This window comes from Plantactinospora sp. WMMB334, assembly GCF_049179095.1.
GTDB lineage: Bacteria > Actinomycetota > Actinomycetes > Mycobacteriales > Micromonosporaceae > Plantactinospora.
Genome location: NZ_JBMHME010000002.1, coordinates 728,599 through 747,307, shown reverse-complemented (window position 1 = coordinate 747,307; position 18,709 = coordinate 728,599). Strand labels below are relative to the sequence as shown.

16 protein-coding genes are annotated in these 18,709 nt (G+C 74.1%); 4 read left to right on the top strand and 12 right to left on the bottom strand.

Annotated elements, in window-relative coordinates:
• Positions 1 to 128 precede the first annotated feature (128 nt).
• From ACN27G_RS03210 to ACN27G_RS03155, 12 genes are all read right to left on the bottom strand, one after another.
• Positions 129 to 2,327 carry a putative bifunctional diguanylate cyclase/phosphodiesterase gene (locus tag ACN27G_RS03210; RefSeq protein WP_421491285.1) on the bottom strand — a complete coding sequence of 733 codons (2,199 nt, stop codon included), beginning with the start codon at positions 2,325 to 2,327 and terminating at the stop codon, positions 129 to 131.
• Positions 2,328 to 2,503: 176 nt separating this feature from the next.
• The gene (ligA, locus tag ACN27G_RS03205) at positions 2,504 to 4,636 is read right to left on the bottom strand and encodes an NAD-dependent DNA ligase LigA (protein ID WP_421491284.1); all 2,133 of its coding nucleotides are present in this window, start codon (positions 4,634 to 4,636) and stop codon (positions 2,504 to 2,506) included.
• Between the two features lie 175 nt (positions 4,637 to 4,811).
• Positions 4,812 to 5,798: an ADP-ribosylglycohydrolase family protein gene (locus ACN27G_RS03200; protein ID WP_421497212.1), complete on the bottom strand. Its 987-nt coding sequence runs from the start codon at positions 5,796 to 5,798 to the stop codon at positions 4,812 to 4,814.
• 282 nt (positions 5,799 to 6,080) lie between these two features.
• Positions 6,081 to 6,455, bottom strand: a complete 375-nt coding sequence (locus ACN27G_RS03195) for a VOC family protein (protein ID WP_421491283.1) — start codon at positions 6,453 to 6,455, stop codon at positions 6,081 to 6,083.
• A gap of 36 nt (positions 6,456 to 6,491) precedes the next feature.
• Positions 6,492 to 7,520 carry a methionine synthase gene (locus ACN27G_RS03190; RefSeq protein WP_421497211.1) on the bottom strand — a complete coding sequence of 343 codons (1,029 nt, stop codon included), beginning with the start codon at positions 7,518 to 7,520 and terminating at the stop codon, positions 6,492 to 6,494.
• Between the two features lie 44 nt (positions 7,521 to 7,564).
• Positions 7,565 to 8,827, bottom strand: coding sequence for a low temperature requirement protein A (locus ACN27G_RS03185; RefSeq protein WP_421491282.1), 1,263 nt, complete (start codon positions 8,825 to 8,827; stop codon positions 7,565 to 7,567).
• 148 nt (positions 8,828 to 8,975) lie between these two features.
• Positions 8,976 to 10,055, bottom strand: a complete 1,080-nt coding sequence (mnmA, locus tag ACN27G_RS03180; protein ID WP_421491281.1) for a tRNA 2-thiouridine(34) synthase MnmA — start codon at positions 10,053 to 10,055, stop codon at positions 8,976 to 8,978.
• Positions 10,056 to 10,141: 86 nt separating this feature from the next.
• Positions 10,142 to 11,320, bottom strand: coding sequence for a cysteine desulfurase family protein (locus ACN27G_RS03175; protein WP_421491280.1), 1,179 nt, complete (start codon positions 11,318 to 11,320; stop codon positions 10,142 to 10,144).
• 369 nt (positions 11,321 to 11,689) lie between these two features.
• Complete coding sequence (locus ACN27G_RS03170) at positions 11,690 to 12,649, bottom strand: electron transfer flavoprotein subunit alpha/FixB family protein (RefSeq protein WP_421491279.1); 960 nt, start codon at positions 12,647 to 12,649, stop codon at positions 11,690 to 11,692.
• Positions 12,650 to 12,677: 28 nt separating this feature from the next.
• Positions 12,678 to 13,457, bottom strand: coding sequence for an electron transfer flavoprotein subunit beta/FixA family protein (locus ACN27G_RS03165; protein ID WP_421491278.1), 780 nt, complete (start codon positions 13,455 to 13,457; stop codon positions 12,678 to 12,680).
• Positions 13,458 to 13,705: 248 nt separating this feature from the next.
• On the bottom strand, positions 13,706 to 14,113 hold the full coding sequence (locus tag ACN27G_RS03160) for a hypothetical protein (RefSeq protein ID WP_421491277.1): 408 nt from the start codon (positions 14,111 to 14,113) through the stop codon (positions 13,706 to 13,708).
• Complete coding sequence (locus ACN27G_RS03155) at positions 14,110 to 14,979, bottom strand: GNAT family N-acetyltransferase (RefSeq protein ID WP_421491276.1); 870 nt, start codon at positions 14,977 to 14,979, stop codon at positions 14,110 to 14,112. The genes ACN27G_RS03160 and ACN27G_RS03155 overlap by 4 nt, the downstream gene beginning before the upstream one ends.
• Before the next feature lie 42 nt (positions 14,980 to 15,021).
• Between ACN27G_RS03155 and ACN27G_RS03150 the strand changes: the two genes are divergently transcribed.
• From ACN27G_RS03150 to ACN27G_RS03135, 4 genes are all read left to right on the top strand, one after another.
• The gene (locus ACN27G_RS03150; protein WP_421491275.1) at positions 15,022 to 15,414 is read left to right on the top strand and encodes a YidH family protein; all 393 of its coding nucleotides are present in this window, start codon (positions 15,022 to 15,024) and stop codon (positions 15,412 to 15,414) included.
• Positions 15,411 to 15,806: a DUF202 domain-containing protein gene (locus ACN27G_RS03145; RefSeq protein WP_421491274.1), complete on the top strand. Its 396-nt coding sequence runs from the start codon at positions 15,411 to 15,413 to the stop codon at positions 15,804 to 15,806. Before ACN27G_RS03150 ends, ACN27G_RS03145 begins: the two co-directional genes overlap by 4 nt.
• A gap of 27 nt (positions 15,807 to 15,833) precedes the next feature.
• Positions 15,834 to 16,283: a PLD nuclease N-terminal domain-containing protein gene (locus ACN27G_RS03140; protein ID WP_421491273.1), complete on the top strand. Its 450-nt coding sequence runs from the start codon at positions 15,834 to 15,836 to the stop codon at positions 16,281 to 16,283.
• A 489-nt stretch (positions 16,284 to 16,772) separates the two neighbouring features.
• Positions 16,773 to 18,683, top strand: coding sequence for a hypothetical protein (locus tag ACN27G_RS03135; protein WP_421491272.1), 1,911 nt, complete (start codon positions 16,773 to 16,775; stop codon positions 18,681 to 18,683).
• Positions 18,684 to 18,709: the final 26 nt, after the last annotated feature.

Here is an 18,709-nt window from a genome sequence, read left to right as displayed (position 1 = left end):
GCCGTGACCTGAGCGAGTCTATTTGTGACCCCGACCCGTGCCGCCTCCGACTCCCCCGAAGCCGCTTTCCGGCACGCTCCCCCGAACCGCATTCCGGCACACTCCCCCGAAACCGCCTCCCGGCACGCTCACTCCACGCTCGGATGCAGCCGTCCCGCCGCGTCGGGCGCCGGGCGCGGTCGGCCCGCCGCCTCCGGCGGGCTGCCGGGGGCGTCCGCACCCGTGCCGAGCCGGGTGGTCGGGCTGACCGGCCGGTACCGGGCCAGCCAGGTGACCAGGTCCTCCGCCGGCATCGGCCGGGCGAAGAACCAGCCCTGCGCGGCCTCGCAGCCGGCGGCGTGCAGCAGTCGCCAGGTGCGCTCGTCCTCCACCCCCTCGGCGACGACCCGCAACCCCAGGGCGCCGGCCAGCTCGATCATCGACCGGACGATCGCCGCGTCGTCGGCGTCGGCCACCATCCCGAGTACGAAGGAACGGTCGACCTTCACCTCGGCCAGCGGCAGCCGGCGCAGGTGCTGCATCGACGAGTACCCGGTGCCGAAGTCGTCGAGCGAGATCGCCACCCCGAGCCGGTCCAGCCGGGAGATGGTGGCCAGCACCCGGCGCGGGTCGGCCATCAGCGCCCCCTCGGTCAGCTCGAGCTGGATCCGCGACGGCGGTACGCCGTACTCGGGCAGCCGCTCCGCGATCTGGTCGACGATCTCCCCGGTGTGCAGGTCGCGGACGCTGACGTTGACCGACGCCCGCAGCTCCAGCCCGGCGGCGGACCACTTGGCGAGCTGCTCCACCACGTCGTCGACGACCCGGCGGGTGAGCAGCCGCATCACCGCGCTCTGCTCGGCGACCCGGATCAACTCCTCGGGGTCGACCATGCCGCGCCGGGGGTGCCGCCAGCGCAGCAGCGCCTCCACCCCGACCACCTCGCCGGTGGCGATCGCGACCTGTGGCTGGTAGTAGAGGGTGATCTCCCCCGCGTCGTCGGCGCCGCCCTCCAGGACCCGGCGCAGGTCGGCCAGGAGGCTCAGCCGCTCCGCCGAGTTGTGGTCGGACTCGGCGGCGTAGACGGCGACCGGGTCGCCCCGGTGTTTCGCGTCGTACATCGCCACGTCGGCGTGGCGCATCAGGGTGGCGAAGTCGTCGCCGTGCTCCGGATAGAGCGCGATCCCGATGGAGCCGCCGACATCCAGCGGCAGCCCGTCCAGCGGCACCGGGTCGGTCAGCTCGGCGACCACCCGGTCGGCGACCTGCCGGGCGCCGGCCACCCCGTCGAGCCGGGTGGCCAGGATCGCGAACTCGTCCCCGCCGAGCCGGGCGATCACGTGCGGCGGGCGTACCGCCGCGGTCAGCCGGGCGGCGACCTCGACCAGCAGCCGGTCCCCGACGGCGTGCCCGAGAGCGTCGTTGACGTGCTTGAAGCGGTCCAGGTCGAGCAGGAGCAGCGCCAGGTGGCCGCCCGGCCCCTCCCGGCCGGCCCGCCCCTCCCGTCCGGCCGGCCCTTCCCGGCCGGCCGGCTCGGCGTGCATCGCGAGTTGCTCGGTCACCTCGACGCGCAGCGCCTCCCGGTTGGCCAGCCCGGTCAGCGGGTCCCGCCGGGCGAGCTGCTCCCGCTCGGCGGAGAGCCGGGCCATCCGGGAGACCGCGTAGAGCGGCAGCACCATCATCGGCACCAGCGCCGGGCTGGTCCGGGCGGCGGCGACGAGCACCGGGCCGAGCAGCAGCAGCGACCCGGTGGCGAGCAGTTCGAAGCCGAGACCCTGCCGGATCCGGCTCCACCACCGGCCGCCGAAGCGCAGCCGGACGGCGGTGGCGACCAGTCCGTGGTTGACGGTCAGCCAGGCGCCGGCCGCACCGACCGCGACGACGACGTCGAGCGGCCTGAGCCGCCCACCCGCCCCGAAGCCGCCGCCGGGCGCGAGCCGGACGACGGCGTCGGCGGCGACGAGGGCGCAGGCGTACTGGGCGATGTTGAAGACGGTGCGCCAGGGTGCGTACCGCATCCGCCAGCCGGAGACCAGCACGGCGGCGGCCTGCACGACGATGGCGGGGCCCGGACCCCACTCCAGCGCGATGGCGAAGGTGAAGCAGATCGACGGAAAGACCGACATGCTGCGCCGCTCGGCGTGCGGGCTGAACGGCCGGGCGTCGAAGCTGATCGCGAGGGCCGCCATCAGCCAGAATGCCAGCGGCAGCCGGGTCAGGTCGCCGGGGAGGGCGAGCAGCGACCCGGCGGAGACCCCGGCGGCCAGGGCCACGACCGCCCAGACGAAGCCGAAGAACGGCCCCGTCCGATCTGGAGGGACGGAGTTCCGCAGCGCGGCGGCCTCCATGGGACCTCCCGGCCTCTCGGTCAGGGCGCGGCCAGTGCCGCGCGGCGTGTCTCCCATGAAACGCCCCGACCCGGTCCACGCGGAGGCGACAGACGCGAATCGGGTCTAGTCGTGACTAACTTGAAATACGCCGCATCTCGACCAATCGATTCTGTTACCCAACGCCGATCTTCCAATTACTGATTGTCACTGATTGCGAGCGTACCCGCCGCCTCCGGCCCCTCGGCGAGCAGCGCGGCGAAGCCGGCCTCGTCGAGCATAGGCACCTTCAGCGCGGCGGCCTTCTCCGCCTTCGATCCCGGGTTCTCGCCGACCACCACGAAGTCGGTCTTCTTCGACACCGACCCGCTGATTTTGCCGCCCCGGACCCGCACCTCCTCGGCCGCCCGGTCCCGGGTGTACGCCGACAGCGTCCCGGTCACCACCACGGTCAACCCCTCCAGCGGGCGCGGCCCCTCCTCGACCCGCTCCTCGGCCATCCGTACGCCCGCCTCGGTCCACTTGCGCACCACCTCGCGGTGCCAGTCCACGTCGAACCACTCCCGCAGGCTGACCGCGATCGTCGGGCCGACACCGTCCACCGCCGACAGTTCCTCCTCGCCGGCCGCCTCGATCGCCGCGACCGAGCCGAACTCCCGGGCCAGCGCCTCGGCGGCGGTCGGGCCGACGTGCCGGATCGAGAGCGCCACCAGCACCCGGGACAGCGGCCGGTCCTTCGCCGCCGCCAGGCTCTCCAGCAGCTTCTCCGCGTTGCGCCCCAGCGTGCCGTCCTTGCGGACGAAGAACGGCACCCGGGACAGCCGCTCGGCGTCCAGGTCGAAGATGTCGCCCTCGTCGCCGATCACCCCGGCGTCGAGCAGCGCGCCCACCGCCTTGAAGCCGAGCACCTCGATGTCGAACGCCTCCCGGCCGGCCAGATAGAAGATCCGCTCGCGGAGCTGCGCCGGGCAGCTCCGGGCGTTCGGGCAGCGGATGTCGACGTCGCCCTCCCGGGAGGGCGCCAGCGCGGTGCCGCAGGCCGGGCACCGCTCGGGCATCACGAACGTCCGGGCGTCCGCCGGCCGCAGCTCCACGATCGGCCCCAACACCTCCGGGATCACGTCGCCGGCCTTGCGGACCACCACCGTGTCGCCGATCAGCACGCCCTTGCGCTCCACCTCGTGCGCGTTGTGCAGGGTGGCCCTGGCCACCGTGGAGCCGGCCACCTTCACCGGCCGCAACTCGGCGAACGGGGTCACCCGGCCGGTCCGGCCGACGTTGACCTCGATGCCGAGCAGCTCGGTGGTGACCTCCTCCGGCGGGTACTTGAAGGCGATCGCCCACCGGGGTGCCCGGCTGGTCGAGCCGAGCCGGCCCTGGACCGCCACCGGGTCGACCTTGACCACCACCCCGTCGATCTCGTGCTCGACGTCGTGCCGGTGCGCGGCGTAGTGGTCGATGTACTCCTCGATCCCGGCCAGGTCCGGCACCACCCGCCAGCGGTCGCTGGTCGGCAGCCCCCAGCCGCGCAGCGCCGCGTACGCCTCGGACTGCGCGACCGGCGCGAACCCCTCCCGCGCCCCCAGCCCGTGCACGACCATCCGCAGCGGCCGGCTCGCGGTGATCCTCGGATCCTTCTGCCGCAGGCTCCCCGCCGCCGCGTTGCGCGGGTTGGCGAAGGGCGCCTTCCCCTGCTCGACCAGCCCCGCGTTCAGGTCGGCGAAGGCGGCCACCGGGAAGTAGATCTCGCCCCGCACCTCCAGCAGCTCGGGTACGGGCGCGTCGCCGTCGGTCAGCTTCTCCGGCACCTCCTCCAGGGTGCGTACGTTGGCGGTGACGTCCTCGCCGATCCGGGTGTCGCCCCGGGTGGCGGCCCGGACCAGCCGGCCGCGCTCGTAGGTGAGGTTGATCGCCAGCCCGTCGACCTTCAGCTCGCAGAGGAAGTCGACCGCCTCACCGGCGTCCCGCTCGATCCGCTGCATCCACGCGGCCAACTGCTCCCGGGTGAAGGCGTTGTCCAGCGACATCATCCGCTCGATGTGCGGGACCGGCGTGAAGAGCGTGGAGAAGGTGCCGCCGACCCGCTGGGTCGGCGACTCCGGGGTACGCAGCGCCGGATAGCGCTCTTCCAGTGCCTCCAACTCGCGCAGCAGCGCGTCGAACTCCGCGTCCGAGACGGTCGGCGCGTCCAGCACGTAGTAGCGGTACTGATGGTCGGTGATCTCGGTGCTCAGCTCGGCGTGCCGGTCCCGCGCCTCGGCCGTCGGCTCCTCGCCGGCCGCCGCCTCCTGCTCGCGGCTGACCTGCTGCGGGATCGCTTCCTCGGACACTCCCTGACCTCCTCGAACCTCCCGCAACCGTAACCGCCCAAAGGTGCAAGGAAGGGCCCCCCGTTATCGCTTTCTGTAGAAGAAGGGCCCCTTCCTAACCACCCACCCACAGCGCAGCGCGGCGCAGCGGGGGCGGTGCGGCGGGGGGCGGTGCGGTGCGGTGCCGGGGGGAGGTTCAGTCCCAGGCCGTGCCGAGGGTGCCGAGCTGGTCGGCGTACTCGATGCGGTGGCGCCAGCCGGCGGGCCAGGCCGACATCCCGTGCGCCGCGCCGAGGAAGGCACCGGTCAGGCAGGCGATGGAGTCGGAGTCGCCGGAGGTGGTGGCGGCGCGGGCCAGAGCCGTGACCGGGTCGTCGGCGTGCCGGATCGCACAGAGCAGGGCGGTGGCCAGCGCCTCCTCGGCGATCCAGCCCGCCCCGGTGGCCTCGCACGGGTCGGCGCCGTCGTCCGGCCGGGCCAACGCGGCGTCGAGCCGGTCGAGCGCGCCCAGGCACTCGGCCCAGCCCTGCCGGATGAAGGTCACCGGATCGTCGGTGTCGGGCTGCCGCCAGAGGTCGCCGAGCCACTCCGCCCGGTAGACGGCGCGTTGCCGCTCGGCCCGGTCACGCAGCAGGTCGGGCAGGTCGGTGGGCGCGGCGCCGTCGCGCAGCACCCGCACCGCATACGCGGTCAGCTCGCTCGCGGCCAGTCCGGTCGGGTGACCGTGGGTCAGCCCGGCCTGCAGCTGGGCGATCCCGGCAAGGGTCTCCAGGTCGTATCCGGGCACCAGGCCGACCGGGGTGACCCGCATGTTGGCGCCGCAGCCCTTGGAGCCGGCCACCGTCGCCTGCTGCCAGGGCACCTCCTCGGCCAGTCCGGCGCAGGCCCGCAGGCAGGTCATCCCGGGGGCGCGGTCGTTCTCCGGGCTCCGCGCCCAGGCCACGAAGCGTTGCCGGAGCAGCGGCTCCAGCGCATCGGGGGTGGCCGCCGGACCGGCGTCGTGCAACGCCCAGCCGACCGCCAGCCCAAGCTGGGTGTCGTCGGTGACCCGGGCCGGCCGCCCGACCAGGTCACGCGGACCGTCCGGACCGTAGCGTCGCCGGATCTCGGCCACCGGCAGAAACTCCGTCGGCCCCCCGAGGGCGTCGCCGTAGGCCAGCCCGAAGAGCGACCCGGAGGCCAGGGCGGAACGGGTCGCGGCGGCTGGCCCGGTCGCGGCGGCTGGCCCGGTCCCGGCGGCTGGCCCGGTCCCGGCGGCTGGCCCGGTCCCGGCGGCTGGCCCGGTCCCGGCGGCTGGCCCGGTCCCGGCGGCTGGCCCGGTCCCGGCGGCTGGCCCGGTCCCGGCGGCTGATGCGGTCGGCACGGCAGCCGGATCGTCCATGGCCGTCATCTTCCCGGAGGCGGTCCCGCGCCGACAATCCCTCGGCGAGCCGGCCCGGCTGCCGTCGGGCGGGACCTCTGGCGGTCAGTCGTCCCAGCAGAGGCAGAACGGGTGGCCGACCGGATCCGCGTAGACCCGCCAGCCGCCGCCCGAGCCGGGCAGCCGGGTGGCGCCGAGCGCCAGCACCTTGGCCTCGGCCGCCTCGATATCGTCGACCGTGACGTCCAGGTGGAACTGTTGCGGCCGGTCCGGGTCGGGCCAGCGCGGTTCGCGGAGGTTGACCGCCCGCTGGAAGGCGAGCCGGGGGTGCTGCCCGGGCTCGCCGCCGAGCACCGTCCAGCCGTCCTCGTCGTCGGCGCCACGATCGTTGACGGGCAGCCCGAGCAGCTCGGAGTAGAAGCCGGCCAGGGCCCGCGGATCCGGGCAGTCGATCACGACGGTGCGGAGTTCACCAATCATGCGGCACATCCTGCCCGCCACCTACGACAGGGAAACCTACTCCTCGGCGAGCCGTCGGCCGGCGTCCCGGCAGGCCGTCAGGACGGTACGGGCGTACTCGTCGGTGGCACCGGCCAGCCCGCAGGCCGGGGTCACCACGACCTGCTCCGCCAGCCGGGCCCGGGGGAAGCCGAGCCGGTCCCAGAGCTGGCGTACCCGATCGGCGACCCGTGCCGACGACGGCGCGCGCCCGTCCGACGACGGCGCGCCCCGGTCCGGCGGCGGCAGTGTCGGGGCAGCGCCGGCGAAGAGGCCCAGCCCGGCGTCGATCGCCTCGCCGACCGGGTCGAGCCGGTCCAGCAGGGCCAGATCGAGCGCGACCGCGACCGCGCCGGTGGCCCGGACCAGGTCCAGCGGTACGTCCGGGGCGCAGCAGTGCAGCACGACCGGCGCCTCGACCGCCGAGACCACGCTCCGGAGCAGCCCGGTCGCGGTACCCGACCCGACCGCCCGGTACGCACCCAGCCCGCTCTCGGTCGGGACCCGCCCGGCCAGCACTGCCGGCAGCGCCGGCTCGTCCAGTTGCAGCAGCACCGTGGCCCGGGGCAGCCGGCGGCGGACCTGCGCCACGTGCCCGCGCAGGCCCTCGGCGAGCGACGCGGTGAGCTCCCGGACCGCGCCCGGGTCCCGGAGCATCCGGCCGCCGACCGGCAACTCGATCTCGGCCGCCAGGGTGAGCGGGCCCGCCGCCTGGATCTTGAAGGTCCCGGTGAACTCGCCGGCCTGCTCGGTCATCTGGTCGAGGTCGCGTTCCAGCAGGTCCAGGGCGCGGCGCAGGTCCCGACCCGGCCGGCCCGCGATCCGCCAGCGGGCCGCGTACAACTCGACGGGGAGGTCGACCAGCAGCCCGGCGCTCCGGCCGACCAGGTCGGCGCCGGGCCCCCGGGCGGGCAGCTCGGGCAGGTACGGCACCGGCAGCTCGCCGAGCGCGATCCGCTGCGCCTCGGCGATGTCGGTACCGGGCATCGACCCGATCCCGGTCGCCGCCCCGGCCGGCCACGGCCAGGCCGGTCCGGTCTCCCGCACCCGTCCGGTCCCGCGCTCCGGTTCCGCCGTCTGCTCTCGATCGGTCACGCCGGCAGGCTACCCGGAGCCGGCGGATCCAGCTCCGCCCGCTCCTCCTCCCGCTCCAGTTCGTCCCGCTGCCGCTCGGCCTCGCGCCTGTCGACGTGGCTGCCGCCCGCGTACAGGTAGACGAGGACCAGGCCCAGCAGGACGGCATGGACGACCGCGCCCACCGCCAGTGGCGGGAGCCGGACCAGGCCCGGTGTGCCGGCGAGGATCAGCACCAGCGCCCCTGCGCTGCGCCAGACCGGATGCGCGTAGACCAGCATGCCCATCAGGATCCGTCCGAGCAGGAAGAGTGCCGCGCCACCGACGATCGCCAGCGTCCAGGAGGTCCGCGCCGCACCGAGCGGATGAATGATCATTATCTCGGCGCCGACCGCCGTGAGCACGACTCCGGCGATCATGATCGCGTGGCAGTACGCCGCGTAGACCCCACCCCGGGGCTGGTTGCGCTCGATCGCCCCGCCGAGCCACCCGCTGACCGGCACGAAGTACATCCAGAGCATCAGGACGGTGTTGAGGAAGATCACGACGAACGCCAGCATCCGGACGATGCCCAACCCCTCCCGGGTGTAGGTCAGGCCGCTGACCAGGATGACCTCGCCGAGCGCCACGATGAAGATCTGCCGGTACCGCTCGGAGAGATGCTCACCGACCACCCGTAGCTGGGCCGGCGACACCCGCCCGAGCCATGGCACCGGCCAGCCCTGGGAGGCGACGAGATAGTCGGTCAGGATCGCGGCCAGCCAGAAGACCAGTCTCATCGGCCCGGTGAGGAAGCCACCGATGATCCAGAGAATCGCGGAGAGCCCGAACCAGATCGCGACCACGATGCTCCGCCGCTGGATCGGGTGTCCCCGCAGCGCCGGGAGCAGCAGCGCGGCCCGGCCGAGGTGGATTAGCGCGTACGTCCCGGCGAAGACCAGACCGAACGAGCCGTACGCATGCGGGATGGCGGCGCTCATCAGGAGCCCGCCCACCATCACGCCGAGAACGAGTCCCCGGATCAGGGGCTGATTGGGGTCGTACCAGTCGGTCGACCAGGCGGTGGCGACCCAGATCCACCAGATGGCGGCCAGCAGGATCGCCGTCTGCCCGGCGTTGCGCCAGGTGAGATGCTCGACCAGTCGGGCCGAGAGCAGGGCGAACGAGACGATGAAGGCCAGGTCGAAGAAGAGTTCGAGGAAGGACGCCTGCCGGGAGTGAGCACGGCGTCGCAGCAGCCGCTCCGGTCCCGGCCGCGCCGGCCGCTGCTCTTCCGCCAATTCGTCCGCCTTGCCTGGTACGCCCCTTATTCGTACCATGCTTCGGCGTCTCGGCCTCCGCCGACGGAGAGTTTCTCGGGCAACCGCCAGAGCCCGTCGGGCGCCAGCCTTCCCCGGCCGCCGGGGTCTCCCCGCTGGAACGGGTCGATCAGGCGGCGGCGCTGATGGTGGCGGAGCCGAGCACGACGTCGCCGGCCGGATCGGGCCGGTATGCCACGACCGCCTGGCCGGCCGCGACCCCGCGGACCGGCTCGCCCAGCTCGGCGCGCAGAATGCCGCCGTCGAGCCGGACCGTCGCCGGCACGACCTGGCCGTGTGCCCGCAACTGCACCTCGCAGTCGACCGGGCCGGTCGGCCGCACGCCTCCGGTCCAGACCGGACGCTCACCGGTCACCGTGGCGACCTCAAGCGCCTCGGCCGGGCCCACCGTCACGGTGTTGGTCTTCGGGGTGATCGAGAGCACGTAGCGCGGCCTGCCATCCGGGGCCGGTACGCCGAGCGACAGCCCCTTGCGCTGCCCCACCGTGTACGCGTACGCCCCGCTGTGCGCGCCGACCACGGCACCCGTGCGGGCGTCGACGATCTCGCCGGGAGTCTCGCCGAGCCGGTCGGCGAGGAACCGCCGGGTGTCGCCGTCGGCGATGAAGCAGATGTCGTGCGAGTCAGGCTTGTCGGCGACGGCGAGACCCCGCCGGGCCGCCTCGGCGCGCACCTGGGCCTTGGTCGAGTCACCGAGCGGGAAGACCGACCGGTCGAGCTGCTCCCGGGTGAGCACCGCCAGCACGTACGACTGGTCCTTGGCGAGGTCGACACTGCGCCGGAGCAGCCCGTCGGGGCCGAGCCGGGCGTGGTGACCGGTGACCACCGCGTCGAAGCCGAGCGCCACCGCCCGGTCCAGCACCGCGGCGAACTTGATCTTCTCGTTGCAGCGCAGGCAGGGGTTCGGGGTGCGCCCGGCCGCGTACTCGGCGACGAAGGTCTCCACCACGTCGTCGTGGAACCGGTCGGCCAGGTCCCAGACGTAGAAGGGAATGCCGAGCACGTCCGCGGCCCGCCGCGCGTCCCGGGAGTCCTCCAGCGTGCAGCAGCCCCGGGCCCCGGTCCGGTACGTCTGCGGGTTGCGGGCCAGCGCCAGGTGCACGCCGGTGACGTCGTGTCCGGCCTCCACCGCCCGTGCGGCGGCCACCGCCGAGTCGACCCCGCCGGACATCGCTGCCAGTACCCTCACCCTGACGAGGGTAGCCGGTCGGAAAGCGTCCCCTCGCAGCCGTCAGCTCCGGGCGGAGCAGCCGTCAGCTCCGGGCGGAGCAGCCGTCAGCTCCGGGCGGACTTGACCGACCCGGCGCGGCGGGCCCGCTCCACCACCCCGGGGAGCGCGGCGACCAGCGCGTCGATGTCGGCGGCGGTCGAGGTGTGCCCGAGCGAGAAACGCAGCGACGACCGGGCCCGGTCGTCGTCGGCACCCATCGCCAGCAACACGTGCGAGGGCTGCGCCACCCCGGCCGAGCAGGCCGACCCGGTCGAGCAGGCGATCCCCTGCGCGTCGAGGAGCATCAGCAGGGCGTCGCCCTCGCAGCCGGGAAAGGAGAAGTGCGCGTTGCCGGGGAGCCGTTCGGTCGGCTCGCCGTTGTAGACCGCCTCCGGCACCGCCTGCCGGACCCGGGCCACCAGGTCGTCGCGGAGCGCGGCGAGCCGGGCCGCGTACTCCTGCTGGGTCTTGACCGCCGTCTCCACCGCGACGGCGAAGGCCACGATCCCGGCCGCGTCGAGGGTGCCGGAGCGGACGTCCCGCTCCTGCCCGCCACCGTGCAGCACGGGTGTGCAGGCGACGTCCCGGCCGAGCAGCAACGCGCCGACCCCGACGGGACCGCCCAGCTTGTGCCCGCTGACGGTGAGCGCGGCCACCCCGCTGGCGGCGAAGTCGACCGGCACCTGGCCGACCGCCTGCACCGCGTCGGTGTGGAACGGAACGCCGTACGCGGCGGCCACCTCGGCGAGCGCGGCGATCGGCTGGACGCTGCCGACCTCGTTGTTCGCCCACATCGCGGTGATCAGGGCGACCTCGTCGGCGTGTGTGTCGAGTTCGGCAGCCAGCCGGTCCGGGTCGAGCCGACCCATCCGGTCCACCGGCAGCCAGCTCGCGGTGGCCCCGTCCCGGGCGGCCAGCCACTCGACCGAGTCCAGCACGGCGTGGTGCTCCACCGCGCTCGCCACCACCCGGGTCCGGCCCGGGTCGGCGGCCCGCCGGGCCCAGAAGATGCCCTTGACCGCGAGGTTGTCGCTCTCGGTCCCGCCCCCGGTGAAGACGACCTCGGAGGGGCGGGCGCCCAGCGCGGCGGCGATCCGCTCGCGGGACTCCTCCACCCGGCGTCGGGCACAGCGGCCGGCGGCGTGCAGCGACGACGGGTTGCCGACCTCGCGCGCGGTTGCCACGTAGGCCTCCAACGCCTCGTCGAGCATCGGAGTGGTGGCGGCGTGATCCAGGTAAGTCATCGGCGTCCAGCCTAGTGCCCGGGTGGTGGTCGCCCACCGGGCCGCCGGAAGCGGATCCCGCCGGGCTGCGGGGAGCGGATCCCGCCGGGCCGCGGGGAGCGGATCCCGCCGGGCCGCCGGGAGCGGATCCCGCCGGGCCGCCGGGAGCGGATCCCGCCGGTCACGGGGCGGGCCGGCGCAGCGCTGTCGTGCCGGCGCCCTGCGACTCCGCCCTGGCCAGCGACGGGAGACCTGCGACTCCGCCCCGGCCGGTACGGCTCCGCCCTGGCCAGCGGCGGGACACCAGCGGCTCCGCCCCGGCCAGCGACCGGACCCGGCCGGGCGCCCTGCGAAGGGCCCGGCCGGGTAGCGGAGGTCACAGTAGCCCGGTCACCGCCGCTTGCGGATCTCCTCGGCCGCCTGCGGTACGACCTTGAACAGGTCCCCGACCACGCCGAAGTCGGCCAGTTCGAAGATCGGCGCCTCGGCGTCCTTGTTCACCGCGACGATCGTCTTCGAGGTCTGCATGCCGGCCCGGTGCTGGATCGCGCCGGAGATGCCGAGGGCCACGTAGAGCTGCGGGGAGACCGTCTTGCCGGTCTGGCCCACCTGGAACTGGTGCGGGTAGAAGCCGGAGTCGACGGCGGCCCGGGACGCGCCGACCGCGCCGCCGAGCAGGTCGGCCAGCTCCTCCACCAGCTTGAAGTTGTCGGCGTTGCCCACGCCCCGCCCGCCGGAGACCACCACCGAGGCCTCGGTCAGCTCCGGCCGGCTCCCCTTCTGCTCGGCCACCCGCTCCACGACCCGGGCGAGCCGGTCGGCGTCGCCGAGTGCGACATCGAGCCGCTCGACGGCGGGGGTGGCGGGAGCCGGGCTCGGAGTCACCGAGTTGGGTCGCAGGGTCACCAGCGGCAGGCCCCGGGTCACCCGGGAGGTGACGATCGTCGAGCCGGCGAAGGCGACCTGCGTGGCGGTGCCGTCGGCGGCCAGTCCGACCACGTCGGTCAGGACGCCGTTGTCCAGCTTGACCGCCAGCCGGGCGGCGATCTCCTTGCCCTCCTGGCTGGACGCGAGGAGCACGGCGGCCGGCTGCACCCGGCGGACCAGCTCGGCCAGCACGGTCGCCTTCGGTGCCACCAGGTAGCCGTCGATCTCCTCGTGCTCGGCGGCGTAGATCTTCTCCGCGCCGTACTCGCCCAGCTTGTCGCCGAGCGCGGCCGCGGCACCGGGACCACCGAGCACCACCGCGGCCGGCGTGCCCAGCTCGCGGGCGAGGGTGAGCAGTTCGAGCGTGACCTTCTTCACCCCGAACTCCCGGGTGGCCTCGACGACGACGAGAACCTCAGCCATGATCATTCCTCCTGATTCCCGGTCGCGCTCAGACGAACTTCTCGGCGGTGAGGAACTCGACCAGTTTCGTCCCACCGGCGCCGTCGTCGGTGAAGCGCTCGCCGCCGGTCCGGGCCGGTCGGCGGCTGTGCTCCACTACCGTGCTGGTGGCACCGGCGAGGCCGACCTCGTCGGCGGCGACGCCCAGGTCGGCGAGGGAGAGCGTCTGCACCGGCTTCTTCTTCGCCGCCATGATTCCCTTGAAGGACGGGTAGCGGGGCTCGTTGATGGTGTCCCAGACCGAGACCACGGCCGGAGTCGCGGCGCTCACCACCTCGTAGCCCTCCTCGGTCTGCCGCTCCACCGTGAGGTTGCCGCCGTCGACGGTCAGCTTGCGGGCGCCGGTCAGCGCGGCGATGCCGAGCCGCTCGGCGAGCATGTGCGGCATCACCTGCACCCGGCCGTCGGTCGACTCGGCGCCGCAGAGCACCAGGTCGGCACCGAGCTGGCCGAGCGCGGCGGCGAGCACCCTGGAGGTGGCCACCGCGCAGGAGCCGTGCAGGGCGTCGTCGAGCACGTGTACGGCCTTGTCCGGCCCCATCGACAGCGCCTTGCGGATCGACTCGGCGGCCTTCTCCGGACCCATGGTCAGCACGGTCACCTCACCGCCGGAGGCCTCCTTGATCCGCAACGCCTCCTCGATGGCGTACTCGTCCATCTCGTTGATGACGTTGTTTGCCGACCCCCGGTCGACGGTGTTGTCGTCACTGCGCAGGTTGCGGTCCGCGCCCGAGTCGGGCACCTGCTTGACGAGTACGACGATGTTCATCGCGCTACGACGACCCTCCTGTGAATGGCGATCTCCGCTGATCGTGCTCCGCTGATCGTGCCGGTCCCGCCGGGTTGCTCCGGAGCAGCCTCCCGCCTTCCTTAACGATCGGTCAACAGACAACCGACTGCCGGGTACCCGGGAGGGGTGTGGCGTTGTCAACAAGCAATGTTACCCGCAAGTAGCATAGGACCTCCGATGGCCCGGAGTGACCCGGCTCACGGGCGCGCCCCCGCAGACTCGGCGTGTCAGCCCGAGGCGCCGAGCGCCTCGCGGACGGTCGCCATCACGGCCGCCTCGCTCGGGCTGATCCCGTCGTGGGCCCGGGCCACCTCCTCGGCGGCCCGCAACACCGCCGACCGAAAGGTGGCCACCTCGCCCGGGGCCTTGGCCCGGAGGATCTCCACCGACCGGCGCAACGCCGGCAGCACCGCGGCCGGAGCCTCGGCCGGCGACCCGCCGGGCAGCCGGGGCAGGGCACCGGTGGTGAGCAGCTCCCGGACCAGCCCCGTGGTGCCGGCGAAGGCGTTCGACGCCGCGAGGCTCTCCTTGAGCATGGCGTAGGCGCCCGGCTCGGCGCTGGACACCAGAAAGACCGCACCGAACGCGGCACACTTCAGGGTCGCCCGCTCCTCCTCGGTCAGCGGTTGCGTCACGGCTTCGGAGTGTAGACGTAGGGCGTGGTCGTGGTGACCTCGACGAAGCCGAGCCGCTGGAGAATCGGCCGGCTCTGCTCCGAGGCGTCCACCTGCAGGAGGCTGAAGCCACGCGCCTCGGCGAGCCGGGCCCGGTAGGCGAGCAGCGCCCGGTAGATCCCCCGGCGGCGCCAGTGCGACAGCGTGGAGCCGCCCCACAGGGTGGCGAACCTCGTCCCGGTGACGAACCGTACCCAGCCGGCGCTGACCAGCTCGTCGTCGGTCTCGGCGACCACGATGGTCAGCGGCGGCTGGTCCAGGGCGGCACCGGCGGCGAGCTCCCGCTCCAGCCCGTCGGCCAGCCAGGAACCGTCGGCACCGCCGCTGTCGTCGTTGTCGCCGCTACCGTCGCTGCCGCCGTTCCCGTCGTTGTTCCAGACCCACACCTTCAGCTCCGCGATCCGGTCCAGGTCCGCGCGGTCGGTCACCTCACGGAGGCGTACGCCCTCGGGCGGCGCCGGCAGCGTCGCCGCCAGCGAGGCGACCGGGCCGACCACCACGGTCTCCCGCTCCTCCGGCGCGAAGCCGGCGGCGACCAGCCGGTCGGCGAGGTCGGCCGGCTCGTCGTGGCCGTGCAGCTTCCACTCGACCGGCAGACCCAGGGCGGCGAAGTGGTCGCGCTGCCGGGCGATCAACCCGTCCAGCGCCGCCCCGGTCAGGCCGCCCAGATCCCGGTACGTCAGGAAGCCGCCCCGGTCCAGCCCCTGGATCCGCAGCAGCGGGCCGTCCCGGTCCACCGTCACCCCCGGCGGCACCGGCTCCGGCGGCCGGGCCCGCAACTGGCTGTCGTAGGCGGTCCGCAGCAACCCGGCGTCGAGGTCTGTCACCCGCCCAGGCTACGGGCGATGTCCACCCGATAACCTCCGAACGTGTACCGGGCGATCAGGCGGTGGTTCGACCCGCAGGAGCTGCGAGAGGTCGGCGAGACGCCGGACTACCGCTTCTCGCTCGCCAACGAGCGCACCTTCCTGGCCTGGCTGCGTACCGGGCTGGCGCTGATCGCCGGCGGGCTGGCCGTCGCGCAGTTCCTCCCCCCGATGCCCGTCCCGCACCTGCGCGAGGCGCTGGCCGTGTCGCTGCTGCTGCTCGGCGGAACGGTCGCGGTCCGGGCGGTGGACCACTGGGCGCGTACCGAACGTGCCATCCGGCTCGGCGAGGAGTTGCCCGCGTCGCGGTTTCCCGCCGTACTCGCCCTGCTGGTCGGGATCGGCGCCACCCTGCTGGTCGTGGCGGTGCTGATCCAGGCCGCCCGGAACCAATGAACCCGCGGCGCCACCCGGAACCGGCGAACCCGCGGCGCCGGCCGGAACCGGCGAACCCACGGCGCCGGCCGGAACCGGCGAACCCGCGGCGCCGGCCGCCGGGGCGGGACGCCGGGCTGGCCACCGAGCGGACCCGGCTCGCCTGGCGGCGTACCGCCCTGGCGGTCGGCGTGGTGGCGGTGCTCACCGCCCGGCTGGCGCTGTCGGGTGGCCCCCTCGGCACGGTGGTCGCCGCCCTGGCCGGACTGGGCTGGCTCGTCGTGCTCGTGGTGACCTTTCCGCACCTCGCCGGCAGACGCGCCCGGCACGCCCGCACGCTGCCGATGACCGCCCTGGTCACCGCCGGTTTCGCCGGACTCGGCCTGCTCCTGGTGCTGGCGTCGATGCGCTGAGGGCGTCCGGTGCGTCATCATGGCGAGATGGTCCGCCTCTACGCGCTCCTCGCCGTCATACAGCTCGTCCTGGCCGTCTTCGCCCTGATCAGTTGCCTCTCGGCCGAAGACGACGAGATCCGTGCACTTCCCCGGTTCGCCTGGGTGCTGATCATCCTGTTCTTCCCGCTCGTCGGTTCGATCGCCTGGTTCGTCGCCGGGCGGCCGCAGAGCGCCGGACGTCCGACATTCGGAATGCGGCCGGCCGGTGGCCGGCCCTCCGCCGGCCCGGACCGCCGCGTGCCCCTCGCCCCGGACGACGATCCGGAGTTCCTCCGCTCCCTCGACAGCGAGCGGTCGAAACAGGACCGCGAGCTGCTCGACCGCTGGGAACGGGACCTACGGCGACGCGAGGAGGAACTGCGGCGCCGGGAGGACCAGCCGCCCCGCCCCGAGGGCCGGACGGAGCCGGGTGACCAGGCCGGAGCCGCCGGCTGATCCGGGCCGGGCCGCACCTTCAGACCCGAGCCGCGCCCGCTGACCCGGGCCGCACCTTCAGACCCGACCCGCACCCGCTGACCCGGGCCGCACCTTCAGACCCGACCCGCACCCGCTGACCCGGGCCGCACCTTCAGACCCGACCCGCACCCGCTGACCCGGGCCGCACCTTCAGACCCGACCCGCACCCGCTGACCCGGGCCGCACCTTCAGACCCGAGCCGCGCCCTCCGACCCGGAAGCCCGTCGGATCGGCGCTGACGGCCGCGCCGTGAGTCTGACGAGACGCTGACTCGGCGCTGACACCGGCGATCCGGCGCTGGCAGACGGCCGCTGCGGCGCCGGTCCGCCAGCGGCACCCGCGCGGGCACGGAGTCGGCCGTTCCGGGGATCCGTGGCAGGTGGCGGCCGTACCATGGCCCGATCGGTGCCACCACCCCTCGCACCGCTGGTCGGCGCGGTCGCGCGCCCGGGGCGAAGGACGACAGGCATGACACACGGGGTGGTGGCTGGGCCGGCATGGCCGGTGGACGGGTCGCCGGAGCGCGACGACCGCCGGCCGGAGCGGCTCGGGGGGCATCCCGTCAGGCTCGGGGCACTGACCTTCGTACTGGCCCAGGCGGTGTTGCTCTTCTGGTGGGCGGCCCGCTATCCCGGTCTGTTCAGCCCGGACTCGCTCCACCACGTCTGGCAGGCCACCACCGGCGACTGGAACACCCACCACCCCGTCGGCTACACCGCACTGGTCTGGTTGTCGGTGCAGCTCACCGGCGGGATCGGCGCGCTGACCCTGGTGCAGACCACCGCCCTGGCTGCCGGCCTGGCGTACGCGGTAACCGGTCTGCGCCGGCTCGGCGGTCCGGCCGGGGGCTGGGTCACGGCGGCGGTGCTCCTCGTCGCGCTGCCTCCGGTCGGCACCTTCGCCGTCTGCGTCTGGAAGGACGTGCCGTTCGTCATCTGCCACGTCTTCCTGCTCGGCACGGTGGCCCGGCTCCTGGCCCGCCGCCGCTCCACCCCAACCGGCGCACCTGCCGGGGATGCCGGGAGTGGCGCCGGACATTGGCCGGACGCCCGCCGAACGGCCACCCGGCACACCGGAACGGTTGTCCGGCACGGTGCCGGTGTCCTGGCGCGCCGGGCCGGACGGCGTACGGCCGCAGGCGCCCGGCCGGAGCCCCGGGACCGGCCGCAGTCCCGAGGGCTGTTCTGGGCCCTCCTCGGCGAGTTGACCCTGATCTGCCTGTTCCGGCAGAACGGCTTCGTGGTGGTGGCGATCGTCAGCGTCCTGCTGGCGGTGCTGCTGCGTGGAACGGCGCTCCGGGTCCTGCTCGCCGGGACGGTGGCGGCCACGGTCGCGCTGCTGACCAACTGGGCCCTGCTTCCCGCGCTCGGAACACGCGACACCGAGTCCCTTGTGGCCTTCGAGACGTTCCTCGCCGACCTGGCTGTCGGCTACGCCGAGAAGCCGTCCGAGTTTCCCGCCGCCGACCTGACCCTGCTGGCACAGGTGGCGCCGCTCGCACACTGGCAGCGGTCGGCGAACTGCCACACCGTCGACCCGACCGTCTACCATCCCGACTTCGACCGCCGGGCCGCCGCGGCACACCGCGGCGAACTGCTGTCGGCGTGGTGGCGACTGGCCCGGCGCGCACCGGAGACGGTCCTGGCGGCCCGGGTCTGCCGCAGCTCGATCGCCTGGCGTCCCACCCCCGCCGGCGGCCTGCACGCCAACCCGACCGCCTGGGCACTGCCGGTGTATCTGGAGCGGGATCAGCGGTTCCAGCGCGAGGAGGTGCTGGCCGTCGCGTACAGCCGGCCGCTCGGCGAGCGGATCAGCGATGTCGCGGACGTGCTCTCCCGCCGGGTCGGCCAGCCCGAGTGGCTGCTGTGGCGCGGGGCGACCTGGGCCTATCTGGCGTACCTGACGATCGGTCTGCTGGCCTGGCGCCGCCGGGACCGGGCCCTGCTGGCGCTCGCCACGCTGAGCCTCGGCAACCAGCTCTCGGTGCTCCTGGTCAACCACGCGCAGGCCGCCCGCTACATGGCGGCACCGTTCGTCCTCGGCGTACTGCTGCTACCGCTCCTCCTGGCCCGTGACCCGGATCGGCCCGCCTCGGGCGGGCGGGCGGCCGGCGACCCGGCAGCGGGCGGTACGGAACCGCCGCTGCGGGTCACCGAGCTGACCGTGGTCGCCGAGCCCGTCACCGCCGGACCACCGGCCCAGCCCGACCTGGCCACGGCGCTCGACCCGACGGTACGGACGCCACGGCTCGACACGGCAGGCTGGCTGCCACAGTCCGCCGCCACGAGCCAGGTCGAGGCGGCGGAGGAGGCCGGGCTCCGGGCGCCACCCTTCGGCCCGGCCGACTGGTGGACCGACTCCCCCGACCGGTCCCGTTGACCGCCAGCGCCGGCGCCGGTGCCGAG

Coding starts and splice junctions, on each gene's coding strand:
- ACN27G_RS03210 (WP_421491285.1), bottom strand. CDS start 2,327: ATGGAGGCCGCCGCGCTGCGGAACTCCGTCCCTCCAGATCGGACGGGG.
- ACN27G_RS03195 (WP_421491283.1), bottom strand. CDS start 6,455: ATGATTGGTGAACTCCGCACCGTCGTGATCGACTGCCCGGATCCGCGG.
- ACN27G_RS03175 (WP_421491280.1), bottom strand. CDS start 11,320: ATGACTTACCTGGATCACGCCGCCACCACTCCGATGCTCGACGAGGCG.
- ACN27G_RS03170 (WP_421491279.1), bottom strand. CDS start 12,649: ATGGCTGAGGTTCTCGTCGTCGTCGAGGCCACCCGGGAGTTCGGGGTG.
- ACN27G_RS03165 (WP_421491278.1), bottom strand. CDS start 13,457: ATGAACATCGTCGTACTCGTCAAGCAGGTGCCCGACTCGGGCGCGGAC.
- ACN27G_RS03145 (WP_421491274.1), top strand. CDS start 15,411: ATGAACCCGCGGCGCCACCCGGAACCGGCGAACCCGCGGCGCCGGCCG.
- ACN27G_RS03140 (WP_421491273.1), top strand. CDS start 15,834: ATGGTCCGCCTCTACGCGCTCCTCGCCGTCATACAGCTCGTCCTGGCC.
- ACN27G_RS03135 (WP_421491272.1), top strand. CDS start 16,773: ATGACACACGGGGTGGTGGCTGGGCCGGCATGGCCGGTGGACGGGTCG.